The organism is Starkeya nomas (assembly GCF_902703545.1).
GTDB lineage: Bacteria > Pseudomonadota > Alphaproteobacteria > Rhizobiales > Xanthobacteraceae > Ancylobacter > Ancylobacter moscoviensis.
In genome coordinates this window covers 1783161-1795206 of record NZ_CACSAS010000001.1, presented here as the reverse complement: position 1 = coordinate 1795206, position 12046 = coordinate 1783161, and the positions used below count along the sequence as shown (strand labels likewise).

11 protein-coding genes and 1 tRNA gene are annotated in these 12046 nt (G+C 67.8%); 11 read left to right on the top strand and 1 reads right to left on the bottom strand.

All coding sequences use genetic code 11. The features are described from left to right. Positions 1 to 76 precede the first annotated feature (76 nt). The 5 genes from STARVERO_RS08620 to STARVERO_RS08600 all read left to right on the top strand — a co-directional run bounded on the left by STARVERO_RS08620 (position 77) and on the right by STARVERO_RS08600 (position 2372). Positions 77 to 152 (top strand) — tRNA-Lys (locus STARVERO_RS08620). A 124-nt stretch (positions 153 to 276) separates the two neighbouring features. Then, entirely contained in the window at positions 277 to 504 is a 228-nt protein-coding gene (locus tag STARVERO_RS08615) for a hypothetical protein (protein WP_244616677.1), read from the top strand. A 79-nt stretch (positions 505 to 583) separates the two neighbouring features. Continuing rightward, positions 584 to 874 carry a hypothetical protein gene (locus STARVERO_RS08610; RefSeq protein ID WP_159598552.1) on the top strand — a complete coding sequence of 97 codons (291 nt, stop codon included), beginning with the start codon at positions 584 to 586 and terminating at the stop codon, positions 872 to 874. Between the two features lie 75 nt (positions 875 to 949). Continuing rightward, the gene (locus STARVERO_RS08605) at positions 950 to 1843 is read left to right on the top strand and encodes a transglutaminase family protein (protein WP_144342404.1); all 894 of its coding nucleotides are present in this window, start codon (positions 950 to 952) and stop codon (positions 1841 to 1843) included. Between the two features lie 49 nt (positions 1844 to 1892). Beyond that, on the top strand, positions 1893 to 2372 hold the full coding sequence (locus STARVERO_RS08600) for an HXXEE domain-containing protein (RefSeq protein ID WP_244616676.1): 480 nt from the start codon (positions 1893 to 1895) through the stop codon (positions 2370 to 2372). A 12-nt stretch (positions 2373 to 2384) separates the two neighbouring features. Here STARVERO_RS08600 and STARVERO_RS08595 read toward each other — a convergent pair whose 3' ends face one another. Beyond that, positions 2385 to 3482: an alkene reductase gene (locus tag STARVERO_RS08595; protein ID WP_159598551.1), complete on the bottom strand. Its 1098-nt coding sequence runs from the start codon at positions 3480 to 3482 to the stop codon at positions 2385 to 2387. Positions 3483 to 3720: 238 nt separating this feature from the next. On the opposite strand from STARVERO_RS08595, the gene pncB reads away from it, so the two are divergent. The 6 genes from pncB (at position 3721) to STARVERO_RS08565 (ending at position 12043) form a co-directional block, all read left to right on the top strand. Beyond that, positions 3721 to 5013 carry a nicotinate phosphoribosyltransferase gene (gene pncB / locus STARVERO_RS08590; RefSeq protein WP_144342406.1) on the top strand — a complete coding sequence of 431 codons (1293 nt, stop codon included), beginning with the start codon at positions 3721 to 3723 and terminating at the stop codon, positions 5011 to 5013. A gap of 391 nt (positions 5014 to 5404) precedes the next feature. After that, complete coding sequence (locus STARVERO_RS08585; RefSeq protein ID WP_159598550.1) at positions 5405 to 6715, top strand: SH3 domain-containing protein; 1311 nt, start codon at positions 5405 to 5407, stop codon at positions 6713 to 6715. 125 nt (positions 6716 to 6840) lie between these two features. Beyond that, a complete protein-coding gene (locus tag STARVERO_RS08580) occupies positions 6841 to 7833 on the top strand; it encodes a Gfo/Idh/MocA family protein (protein WP_159598549.1) in 993 nt (330 codons plus the stop codon). 10 nt (positions 7834 to 7843) lie between these two features. Continuing rightward, entirely contained in the window at positions 7844 to 8998 is a 1155-nt protein-coding gene (locus STARVERO_RS08575; protein WP_159598548.1) for a DegT/DnrJ/EryC1/StrS family aminotransferase, read from the top strand. Positions 8999 to 9100: 102 nt separating this feature from the next. Beyond that, positions 9101 to 10636, top strand: coding sequence for a murein biosynthesis integral membrane protein MurJ (murJ, locus tag STARVERO_RS08570; protein ID WP_159598547.1), 1536 nt, complete (start codon positions 9101 to 9103; stop codon positions 10634 to 10636). Positions 10637 to 10789: 153 nt separating this feature from the next. Next, positions 10790 to 12043 carry an efflux RND transporter periplasmic adaptor subunit gene (locus tag STARVERO_RS08565; RefSeq protein WP_159598546.1) on the top strand — a complete coding sequence of 418 codons (1254 nt, stop codon included), beginning with the start codon at positions 10790 to 10792 and terminating at the stop codon, positions 12041 to 12043. The last annotated feature ends 3 nt before the right edge of the window (positions 12044 to 12046 follow it).

Sequence of the window (12046 nt, the reverse complement as noted above, 5' to 3'; positions counted from 1 at the left end):
CGGCTATGGACAGGCCCGAATCCCTTTGCTACATGACGCCCCGCTCGCGACGGTTTCGCCCCGCGAGCTCCGGTCTGGGCGCATAGCTCAGTTGGTAGAGCAGCTGACTCTTAATCAGCGGGTCCTAGGTTCGAGCCCTAGTGCGCCCACCATACTTTCCAGTGTGGAACCTCCAGACCGGCTCCTCCGAGAAATCGGGGCAACTGCTTCACGACACCGCAGCTTGATTGGTCAGCGCCCCGGCGCGCACCTATCATCGAATCGCGGCGCCCCGCCATGGAGGATTCCGCCATCATCGACCGCACCTCCCTCATCTGCGCCCATTGCCCGCGCTGCGGGCGCCGCTCGGCGCTCGGTCATGCGGATGCGGGCATGCTCACCGCGCAGACGCCCGGCGAACCCGCGCCGCGGCTGCGCTGCGACATGTGCGGCGGCCGGCGGGTGAAGCTGTTCAATGCGCGCGGTCCGATGGAAATGCTCGCCTTTCTCTCCGGCCGCCTGTAGGCCGCAACCGCCGCCTGCCGAACAAAATGCCGTCTGGCGCGTTGAATCGCGGGACGCAGCAACAGCGAAAGGCGCAGCGATGGCTAAGAACGGCAACGGAATCGACGGCAGCCCCGGCGAAGAACCGGCATCGACCGAGCGCGCATCCGCTCCAAGGACGGCCGCCGGCCCCTCCCGGAACCCGGTGAAGCGGATGGGGCGGGTCGTCTCGCGTCCGGCGCGCGCGAGTGGTGGCGCGGCGGTGCGGGCTTCTCTCGGCTCCGCTCTCGTCGACGAGGGCCTTGTTCGACTCGAGCGCAAATATTCCTTCCGCGCGCTCGTCACTGTCGGCATGCTGGGCTTCGTCCTCGGCCGGCTCTGCGCCCGCTGACGTTCCGGTCCGGGCGGCGTCGCGACGAATCCCGGTCTCCCCGACCGTCCCCATGGCCGCTTCTGGAACCGCCTCATGCCGACTCTGACCGTCCGCCACGTCACTCAGTACAACTATGCCAATCCCGTCGTCTTCCAGCCCCACCGGCTGATGCTGCGCCCGCGCGACAGCCATGATCTGCGGCTGGTCAGCGCCGAGCTCTCGCTCTGGCCGCACGGCAATGTGCGCTGGCTGCACGATGTGTTCGGCAATTCCGTCACCGTGGTGGATTTCGTCGAGCCGTCGAACGAGCTGAAGATCGAGAGCGTGCTGACCCTCGAACGCTACGGCCTCGGCGGGCTCAATTTCGAACTCGAGGAGAGCGCCAAGGAATATCCGTTCGTCTATTCCTCCGACGACAGGATCGATCTGGGCCGCATGCTGGACTGCCACTATCCCGATGCGAACGGCGAGCTGGAAGCGTGGGCCAAGGGCTTCGTGGCCTCGCGGCCGACCGACACGATGGCGCTGCTGACGGACCTCAACAACGGCATTCATCGCGGCTTCGCCTACAATCTTCGGCACGAGGAGGGGACGCAGGCTCCGCTGGAGACGCTGAAGCTCGGCACCGGCTCCTGCCGCGACTTCGCCCTGCTGCTGATCGAGGCGGCGCGTGCGCTCGGCTTCGGAGCCCGCTTCGTCACCGGCTATCTCTACGACCCGGCACTGGACGGCGATGCTCAGTCCGTCGTCGGCGCCGGCGCCACCCATGCCTGGGCCGATATCTATCTGCCGGGTGCCGGCTGGATCGAGTTCGACCCGACCAACGGCACCATCGCGGCCGACAATCTCATCCGTGTGGCGGTGACGCGCGATCCGAGCCAGGCGGTGCCGGTCGCCGGCGGCTTCACCGGCAATGTCGGCGATTATCTCGGCATGACCGTGGAAGTATCGGTGCGTGCCGTCGCGCCCGCGCCGCTGGCGGCCTAGCGGTGCCCGATCTAGCATCTTTCCGCCGGGCTTCAGGGGGAAGGGTGCGATGTCGATCGGTTTCGAGACGTGGGCGTGGCTTGGCCTGCTCGCCTACACGCTGCACATCATGGAAGAGTTCTCCTTCGACTGGCGCGACTGGGCGCGCGCCGTCATCGGCCTTCCGGTCGAATGGGCTGATTTCTACGTCACCAACGCGGCGGTGATCGTGCTCGGCTTCGCGCAGGCCGAGATGGCACGGCTGCTCCCCATCGCGCCGCTGGTCTTCGCCGCGCTGATGCTGATCAACGCGACCTTCTTCCACGCGCTGCCGATGATCTTCACGCGCGGACGCTTCTCGCCCGGCACCTTCACCGCCGTCGTGCTGTTCTACCCGGTGGCGATCGGCACCTATTGCGCCGCCGCCGCCGAGGGGCTGCTCACCACTGGCATGCTGCTCGGCTCCCTCGTCGGCGGCGCGCTGTTGATGGCCTATCCGGTCGCGATGCTGCGCCTCAGGGGGCGGCCGTATTTCCGGCAGGCCCCCTGAGGTCGGTACCGGTCAGGCGCCGACGCTCTCCAGCGTCGGGTAGTCGGTGTAGCCCTTGGCGCCGCCACCATAGAGGTGGTCGCGGTCGAGCTCGTTGAAGGCGACGCCCCGGCGCAGGCGCTCCACCGCGTCCGGCGAGGAGATGAACGCCTTGCCGAAGGCGACGAGGTCCGCCTTGCCGCTGGCGACCACCTGCTCGGCCATCGCCTTGTCGTAGCCGTTATTGACCATCCAGGTGCCGCTGAAGCGCTTGCGCAGCGCCTCGAAGTCGAAGTCCGGGGCGATGTCGCGCGGACCGCCCGTGGCACCCTCGATCATGTGGACATAGACCGGGTGCAGGCTCTCCACCACGTCCAGAACATGGTTGAACAGCGGCTGCGGATCGCTGTCCGCCAGGTCGTTGGCGGGCGTGACCGGCGACAGCCGGATTCCGGTGCGCTTGGCCCCGATCTCGCCGACGGTGGCCCCCAGCACCTCCTTCAGGAAGCGCGTGCGGTTCTCGATCGAGCCGCCATAGGCGTCGGTGCGCTTGTTGGCGCCGTCGCGCAGGAACTGGTCGACGAGGTAGCCGTTGGCGCCGTGGATCTCCACGCCATCGAAGCCGGCGCGGACCGCGTTCGCCGCCGCCTTGCGGAAGTCGTCGACGATGCCGGGGATTTCCTCCAGCGTCAGCGCGCGGGGCTCGTCGACATCGGCGAAGCCGTTATTGACGTAGGTCTTGGTGTTGGCCCGCACCGCCGAGGGAGCGAGGGGCGCCGCGCCGCCGGGCTGCAGCGAGCGGTGCGACACGCGGCCGACATGCCAGAGCTGCACGAAGATATGCCCACCCTTGGCGTGGACGGCGTCGGTGACGCGCTTCCAGCCCTCGACCTGCGCCTCGGTGAAGAGGCCCGGCGTATCCTGGTAGCCCTGGGCGGTGGCGGAGATCTGCGTCGCCTCGGTGATGATCAGGCCGGCGGAGGCGCGCTGGCCGTAATAGTCGACGGCGAGCGGGGAGGGGACGAGGCCGGCGCTCGCGCGGTTGCGGGTCAGCGGCGCCATGACGATGCGGTTCGACAGCGTGACGTCGCCGAGGCGGTAGCTGTCGAACAGGGACGGCGTGGTGGTCATTGGAATGTCCTGTCCATGAAAGGAGGGATGTCTTCGTTGGTCACTTAAGCATTGCCCCTGCGGTATTGAGAGATGCGGGCGTGGCGTGGCAGCCCTGCAACAGCTGCATGAATATTCATTTGCTTACATATGAAAAAGATACATCCCGTCGCCCTGCGCGCCGGCGGCGGCAGGCCCGGCGCTAGGAAGCGCGTACCTCATTCGCTAGAAGGGGAGGCCGGCAAACGGGGCCTTCCGCATGATCGACATCGCGACGCGCGTCTACAATCACACTTGGAAGATCGACCCGATCGTGCGCTCCGTGCTGGACACGGACTTCTACAAACTCCTGATGGCGCAGACGATCTATCGCCGGCATTTCCATACCCGCGTGACCTTCGGCATCATCAACCGCACCCAGAGCGTGCGCATCGCCGATTTCGTCGACGAGGGGGAACTGCGCGAGCAGCTCGACCATGTGCGTACGCTCTCGCTCACGCGCGGCGAGTCCACCTGGCTGCGCGGCAACATGTTCTATGGCAAGCGCCAGATGTTCTCGCCGGACTTCATCGCCTGGTTCGAGAATTTCCGCTTCCCCGCCTACCACCTCGAAAAGCGCGAGGGTCAGTACGAGCTGACCTTCGAGGGGCCGTGGATCGAGACCACCATGTGGGAGATCCCGGCGCTCGCCATCATCAACGAGCTGCGCTCGCGCGCGGTGCTGCGCTCCATGGGGCGCTTCGAGCTTCAGGTTCTCTATGCTCGTGCCATGACGCGGGTGTGGGAGAAGGTGGAGCGGCTCAAGGCGCTGGGCGGCGCCAGCGTCGCCGATTTCGGCACCCGCCGCCGGCATGGTTTCCTCTGGCAGGACTGGTGCGTGCAGGCGGTGATGGAAGGGCTGGGCGAGCGTTTCCTCGGCACCTCCAACTGCCTCATCGCGATGCGCCGGGAGGTGGAGGCCACCGGCACCAACGCCCATGAGCTGCCCATGGTCTACGCGGCGCTGGCCGATACGGACGCGGAGCTGGCGGAATCTCCCTATCAGGTGCTCGCCGACTGGCAGAAGGACTATGAGGGCAATCTGCTCGTGCTTCTGCCCGACACCTTCGGCACCACCAGCTTCCTCGATCGCGCGCCGGACTGGGTGGCCGGCTGGACCGGCATCCGCATCGACAGCAAGGACCCGATCGAAGGCGGCGAGGAGGCTATCCGCTGGTGGCGCTCGCGCGGGCAGGACCCCACGCAGAAGCTCGCCATCTTCTCCGACGCGCTGGACGTGGAGGCCATCGAGCGCATCTACCGCCACTTCCGCGGCCGCATGCGGATGGGCTTCGGCTGGGGAACGCTGCTTACCAACGATTTCCGCGGCTTCGCGTGGGAAGGCCGACTCGATCCCATCTCCATCGTCTGCAAGGTCATCTCGGCGGACGGGCGGCCGACGGTGAAACTCTCCGATAACCCCACCAAGGCGATGGGACCGCCCGAGGAAATCGCTCGTTATCGAAGAATTTTTGATACTGCCGAGCAGCCGGCGCGGCCCGTCCTCGTCTGACGTTCGGCGGGGTTTGGGGCCAAGTCCTTGTAGGTACTCCGTTAAATCGGCACAACCTGTCGCACCCCGTGGCCAAGAGTTGCCGCAATCCTTGTTCATAAGGATTCTTCCGGCCTGTGACTTTCTTGCATCAAGTGGCTAAGTGTCGGTAGTGTGTCGCCCGTCGCATTCGAAGACGGGTTACGGAACTCGGCCGCACGTTCCTTTCGGGGGATGGTGGCCCGAACGGACTGGAAGCAACGCATGCGAAGTGTTGAGCACCGCGCCAACGTCCCGGCCGCCAGTATCTCCGGATGCTGCCGGTGTACGTCCCGAGCCGATGCCGACGCTTTCCCGGTGACTCTCTCGCCGGTTCGTTGTTTCCGTCCCGTAGCCTAGAGTCTCCCGCGCCATGTCATCGTCATCGCAAGAGCCGCGCGGAACCGGGCTCTCCTCATCGCTCGTCAGCGACTTCCGGGCGATCCTCAACTCCCTTGAGCAGGAGAAGGCGGCGCGTGACGACGCTGCGCCGCTGCCTTCCGTGCGTCCGGCCGTCTCGGGCCCGAGGCCCATCCCGGCGGTAGTGGCGGCGACGCCGAGCCCGGCGGCTGACGCGCCGGCCGCGCCGGCCGGTTCCCCGGTGGCATCCGTCTCTTCGGCTTCCGCGCGCTCGGCTCCCGGCGCCCCGCTGCGGCCCGCCGGTGAAACGCCGGCTCCGCGTTCCTATGAGGAAGTGCGCGAGCGGCTGGCCTCCCTGGGCGACGTCAGCGACATGCTCGCCAAGCGCGCGCCGGCGACGCCGGCGTCGAAATCCGACGGTGCGGCCTCGGCGGATGCCGGCAAGCCGCGTCGGCGGGGCTTCGGCACTTCGGCCCGTGCCACCGGTGAGCCCGAGCCGAAACGCAAGCGCAGTGCCTCCACCGACGTTATTACCTGGCAGCGCCTGGGCGTGCTGGCCGTCTTCATGGCGGTGGTCGGCGGTGGTGCGGTGGTGTTGCAATCGCTCGCCGCCCGCGAGGAGGCGAGCGTCGCGCCGGAAGTGATCGGCAACGCCGCTATCGCCAGCGTCGCGCCATCGACCGCCATGCCCGTCGCCGTCGCCGCTGTTCCGTCTCCCGAACCGGCCCACGCGGCCGCGACGCCCGAGGCGGGTGCCGATCGGCCGGCCGATGTCGCGCCGACCTCGGTCGCCGATGCGCTGCCCCCGGTGCTGCGCGATACCGCGCCGCCCTTCGATGCCACCGCCACGCCTCCGCTGGCCGGGGTGACCGCCTTTGCGGCGCCGGTCGCGGCCTCAGGCTTCCAGGCTGCCGATCCCGCGCCCGCCGATGCAGCTCCTGCCCAGGCGGTCGCGATGCCGAAGGAGGCGCCGCTGCCGCCTCGCGCCCCGGCGCGTCCGGTGCTCGCCTCGACCGAGCCCGAGCCGGCTGCGGCGGACACGGAAGAAGCGGCGGACGAGGCCGAATCACAGCCGGGATTCGGCGGCCAGCCGGTCGGCGGCGCCACGATTCGCACGGCGGTGACGATGCGCGCGGCCCCCCGGAACGGCGCGGCTGCGGTCGGCAACCTCACCGCCGGGCAGAAGGTGCAGCTCGTCGCCTGCCACGGCTGGTGCGAGGTCATCGCCGAGGGCAAGCGCGGCTTCATCTACAAGCGTTTCGTCGATGCCGGCACCTCGGCGCGGGCGAACAAGCCGGGCGATGCGGACGCGGCCACGCCCTAGGGGGCGGTAATACGTTGAAGCAATTGTTGAAGCTCTTGCAGCGGCTTTGCGATTCCCCTCGTCTCGCCACGCTTTGGGGCGCGTGTTAGACCCGCGCCAACGATTTGGACTGAAGGAACATACGAATGGTTCTGGGCCCGAGCGGGGCGGACACGCCCGTTCGCGTCGGCGTCGTCGGCGTCGGCATCATGGGTTACAACCATGCCCGCGTGCTCACCGATCTTCCCGGCGCCGAGCTGGTCGGTATTGCCGATCCCTCCCAGAGCCAGCGTGAGAAGGTCGCCGCGCTGCTCGGCTGCGCTGCCTTCGCCAGCCTCGACGAACTGGTCGAGCGCGGCGTGGACGCTGTGGTGATCGCGGCACCGACCCATCTGCACCATGACATCTCCCTCGCGGCGATTGCCGCTGGCAAGCACGTGCTGGTGGAAAAGCCGATCGCGCCGAGCGTTGCCGAGGCCGAGGCCATCGTCGCCGCCGCCAAGGCCAAGGGCGTGGCGCTGATGGTCGGCCATGTCGAACGCTTCAATCCGGCGGTTGAATCGGTGAAGGCCGCGATCCGCGGCGAGGAGATCCTCTCCATCGGCATCACCCGCGTCGGGCCGTTCCCCCCGCGCATGTCGAATGTCGGCGTGGTGATCGACCTCGCCGTGCACGACATCGACCTGATCTGCCATTTCACCGGCTCGCACATCACCGAGGTGCAGCCGCAGGTGAAGGCGGCGGTGGCCGAGCGCGAGGATATCGCGCTGCTGCAGTTCCGTACCGCCAATGGCGTGCTCGCGCATATCAACACGAACTGGCTCACCCCGTTCAAGGCGCGCACCGTGCACGTCGCGACGGGCAAGAAGTACGTCATCGGCGATCTGCTGACCCGGCAGGTCACCGAGTATTTCGACTACAAGCCGGATGGCAGCTACTCGATGCGCCATCTGCCGGTCGCCTACGCGGAGCCGCTGCGTCTCGAACTGACGCGCTTCCTCGAAGCCGTGCGGGGCGCCGTGCCCGCCGTCACCGGCGAGGACGGCGTGGCGGCCATCGCCACTGCGATGCGCTGCCTGGAAAGCCTTGAAACATCGTCCGCCGTGCCGGCGCCGCTGCGCGCCCGCGCCGCCGGCTGAGAGGAACACGATGAACTCGCATGTGAAGACCGACCTGGCGCCGATCCCCTTCATCGACGTCGCGGCGCAGCGTGCCCGGCTCGGTACGCGCATCGACGAGGCGGTGAAGCGGGTGCTCGATCACTGCCGCTTCGTCAACGGCCCCGAGGTCGTCGAGCTGGAGCAGAAGCTGGCGGCCTTTGCTGGTGCGAAGCATGCGGTGGCCTGCGCCAGCGGCACCGACGCGCTCGCCATGATCCTCATGGCCTGGGGCGTGAAGCCGGGCGATGCGGTGTTCTGTCCGGCCTTCACCTTCTGCGCCACCGCCGAGGTGGTGCCGTGGGTCGGTGCGACGCCGGTTTTCGTCGACGTGCTCGAGGACACCTTCAACATCGATCCGGCGAGCCTTGAAGCCGGGATCAAGGTGGCGAAGGCGAAGGGGCTGACGCCGAAGGTCGTCATCCCGGTCGATCTCTTCGGCCAGCCGGCCGATATGGACGCCATTGGCGCGATCGCGACGGCGAACGGCCTCAAGGTGCTGTGCGACACCGCCCAGGGCTTCGGCGCGACCTGGAACGGCAGGCGTACCGGCTCCTTCGGCGACGCGACCGCCACGAGCTTTTTCCCGGCGAAGCCCCTCGGCTGCTTCGGCGATGGCGGTGCGGTGTTCACGGATGACGATGACCTCGTGCCGGTGCTCAAGAGCGTGCGCGAGCATGGCCAGGGCGTCGACAAGTACGAGAATGTGCGCATCGGCATGACCGGTCGCCTCGATACCATGCAGGCGGCTATCCTTCTGGAAAAAATCACGATTTTCGAGGACGAGATCGCTGCCCGCCAGCGCGCGGCCGAGCGTTACAACGCCGCGCTGAAGGACGTCTGCATCGTGCCGACGCTCGATCCGCGTGCGACCTCCGTCTGGGCGCAGTACACGATCCGCCTGCCGCACGGCGTGCGCGACGGCCTCGCCGCCGCCCTCCAGAAGGAAGGCGTGCCGACCGCCGTCTATTACCGCATCCCGATGCACCGCCAGCCCGCCTACGCCGAATATCCGAGTGCCGGCAATGGCCTGCCGGTCTGCGAGCGCCTTGCGGGCGAGGTCATCAGCCTGCCCATGCACGCCTATCTCGACGAGGCGAGCCAGGACCGCGTCATCGCGGCGGTGCGGCGGGCGCTCGGGGCCTGACGGCCGCGACCGTCGCACCGGACTGGCGAGGCGGGGGCAGGGAGGCTAGCCTTCCTGCCCGAGCCTGATTCCGCTCACCGTGTCCGCGGCCTTGGCGATCTCATGATACGCAGCATCTTCACCGTCGGCGGCTGGACGCTGCTCTCGCGCCTGACGGGCTTCGTGCGCGACATCGTGATGGCGGCGGTGCTCGGCGCCGGACCGCTGGCGGATGCCTTCTACATCGCCTTCCGGCTGCCCAATCATTTCCGTTCCATCTTCGCGGAAGGCGCGTTCAACACCGCCTTCATTCCCGCCTATGCGCGGGTGAAGACGGTGGAGGGCGACGCGCGCGCCAAGCGCTTCGCCGACGGCATCCTCACCGCCGTCGTGCTGGTGCAGCTCGCCATACTGGCACTCGCGCTCATGGCGACGGACTGGGTGGTGGCGACGCTGGCGCCGGGGCTTTCCGACGATCCCGAGCGCTTCGGGCTGACCGTCGATTTCACTCGCATCACCTTCCCCTATCTCGGCCTCATCGCCGTGGTGACGCTGGTCGGCGGCGTGCTGAACGCCAATGACCGCTTCTGGGCCGCCGCCGCCGCCTCGATCCTGCTCAACGTGGCGATGGTGGGCACGCTCAGCGTCGCCGGCCTGTTTCCCACCGCCGGGCACGCGGCGGCGTGGGGCGTGCTGATCTCCGGCTTCCTGCAGCTCGGCCTACTGGTCTTCGATGCGGAGCGCCACGGACTCGGCCTGCGCTTCGGACGACCGAAGCTCGATCCGGAGATGCGGGCCTTCCTCATTGCCCTCGGCCCGGCGATCATCGGTTCGGCGGGCGTGCAGCTCGCTATCTTCGCCGACACCATCATCGCTTCCTTCCTGCCGCAGGGAGCGGTGGCGGCGCTGTTCTACGCCGATCGAATCAACCAGTTGCCGATCGGGGTGGTGGGGATCGCCGCCGGCATCGTGCTGCTGCCGGAAATGTCGCGACGCATCGCCGCGGAGGATTTCGACGGCGCGCGCCATGCGCAGTCGCGGGCGATCGAGCTGACCCTCCTGCTGGTGCTGCCCTTCCTCGCTGCGGCGCTGGTGATTCCCGAGATCATCATGCGCGGGCTGTTCCTGCGCGGCGCCTTCACCGGCGAGGCGGCGGCGGCGGCGGGAGCGACGCTCGCCGCTTACGGCATCGGGCTGGCTCCCTTCGTGGTGACGCGGGCCTTCATGTCACCCTTCTACGCGCGCGGCGACACCCGCACGCCGGTGATGGCGACGCTGGGTGCGGCGGTCATCAACATCCTGCTCAAGATCCTGCTGATGGACCAGTTCGCGCAGGTCGGCCTTGCCTTCGCGACCTCGGTCGGCGGCTGGATCACGGTGATCGTGCTGGCCGTGCTGGCGCGGTGGCGGGGCTATGAATGCGGGGACGCGCAGCTCCTGCGCAGCCTGCCCAAGCTGGCCCTCATCTGCGCCGCGCTCGCGGCCGTGCTGTGGATGAGCGCCGTCTTCGGCACCCCGCTCGTCGCGAGCTTCGCGCATGGCCGCGACGAGGCGCTGCTGGCCTTGTGCGTGGTGGCGGGCGGGGCGGTTTATGCCGGCCTCGTCCTCGTTCTGCTGGGGCCGCGCTATCTGCGCAGCCTGCTGCGCGGACGGCCCTGAAAGGCAACGTTCCGAAATTTTTTATCGCTTACGCAGTGCAACAAAATTGTGCTAGTGGCCTTGGGCGCCAGCGATCCCGAGGCGGGCCGGGCCGTGTCGCATGACTTTGGGCGGAAGACCTGAAGCCGTTGAGGCCTACTCGGAGACGGATGCATGAATAACGCGTTCCCGCGTCTTTCCATTGCCGCGTTCACGCTCGCTGCACTTACCCTGGCTGGCTGCTCCGACCAGAATCAGGGCCAGCAGGCGGCTCCGCCGCCGCCGAGCGTCACGGTCGCCAAGCCGACCACGCGCATGATCACCGACCATGACGAATATGTCGGCCGCTTTGCCGCGGTCGATCTGGTCAACGTCTATGCCCGCGTTTCCGGCTATCTGGAGAAGGTGGCCTTCACCGACGGCCAGCTGGTGAAGCAGGGCGACCTGCTGTTCACGGTCGACAAGCGCCCCTTCCAGGTGGCGGTCGACCAGGCGAAGGCGAATCTTGAGCGCGCCCAGGCGGAGCTCGATTTTGCCCAGTCGGATCTGCAGCGCGCCCAGACCCTGATCGAGGACAAGACCTCGACGGCCATTTCCAAGCAGACCTTCGACCAGCGCTTGCAGGTCGAACGCACCGCGCGGGCGAGCGTCGCCGCCGCCGAGGCGGCGCTGCATTCGGCCCAGCTCGATCTCGAATTCACCGATCTGCGTTCCCCGGTGACCGGGCGCATCGGCGACCGCAAGGTGTCGGTGGGCAACCTCGTCACCGGCGGCGCGGGCGGTGCCAACACCAACACGCTGCTCGCCACCATCGTCTCGCTGGACCCAATCTATTTCGAGTTCACCTACGACGAGGCGTCCTATCTGCGCTATGTGCGTCTGGCCAAGGCGATGGGCGACAAGGACGAGTCCATTCCGGTCCGTCTGGAGCTCATCGACGAGAAGGGCTTCCCGCACGAAGGCTCCCTGGACTTCGTGGACAACCGCATCAGCGAGGAGACCGGCACGATCCGTGGTCGTGCCTCGTTCGCCAATCCCGACGGCGTGTTCACGCCCGGCATGTTCGGCCGCATCGAGGTGCCGTCCTCGGCTCCCTACGAGACGCTGCTGGTTCCCGACGTCGCCATAGGCACGGAACAGACCCGCAAGTTCGTCTATGTGATGGAGCCCGGCGACCAGCCGCAGGCGCCGAAGATGAAGTACGTCACGCTGGGGCGCGTCTATGACGGCCAGCGGGTCATCGCCAGCGGCCTCGGCAAGGACGATCTCGTGGTGATCAACGGGCTGATGCGCATCCGCCCGGGCGCGCAGGTGGTGGCGAAGCTCGAACAGGCTCCGCCGGCCGGCGCGGCCACAGCGCCCGCTGCAGGAGCGGCCGAGAAGGCCCCGGACGAGAAGACCGCACCCGCCAAGACCCCGGCCAACTGAGCA

Bases quoted from the DNA above. Each gene is read 5' to 3' on its own strand.
- STARVERO_RS08565 (WP_159598546.1), top strand. From the start codon at position 10,790: ATGAATAACGCGTTCCCGCGTCTTTCCATTGCCGCGTTCACGCTCGCT.
- murJ (WP_159598547.1), top strand. From the start codon at position 9,101: ATGATACGCAGCATCTTCACCGTCGGCGGCTGGACGCTGCTCTCGCGC.
- STARVERO_RS08615 (WP_244616677.1), top strand. From the start codon at position 277: ATGGAGGATTCCGCCATCATCGACCGCACCTCCCTCATCTGCGCCCAT.
- STARVERO_RS08605 (WP_144342404.1), top strand. From the start codon at position 950: ATGCCGACTCTGACCGTCCGCCACGTCACTCAGTACAACTATGCCAAT.
- STARVERO_RS08575 (WP_159598548.1), top strand. From the start codon at position 7,844: ATGAACTCGCATGTGAAGACCGACCTGGCGCCGATCCCCTTCATCGAC.
- STARVERO_RS08595 (WP_159598551.1), bottom strand. From the start codon at position 3,482: ATGACCACCACGCCGTCCCTGTTCGACAGCTACCGCCTCGGCGACGTC.
- STARVERO_RS08610 (WP_159598552.1), top strand. From the start codon at position 584: ATGGCTAAGAACGGCAACGGAATCGACGGCAGCCCCGGCGAAGAACCG.
- STARVERO_RS08600 (WP_244616676.1), top strand. From the start codon at position 1,893: ATGTCGATCGGTTTCGAGACGTGGGCGTGGCTTGGCCTGCTCGCCTAC.
- STARVERO_RS08585 (WP_159598550.1), top strand. From the start codon at position 5,405: ATGTCATCGTCATCGCAAGAGCCGCGCGGAACCGGGCTCTCCTCATCG.
- pncB (WP_144342406.1), top strand. From the start codon at position 3,721: ATGATCGACATCGCGACGCGCGTCTACAATCACACTTGGAAGATCGAC.
- STARVERO_RS08580 (WP_159598549.1), top strand. From the start codon at position 6,841: ATGGTTCTGGGCCCGAGCGGGGCGGACACGCCCGTTCGCGTCGGCGTC.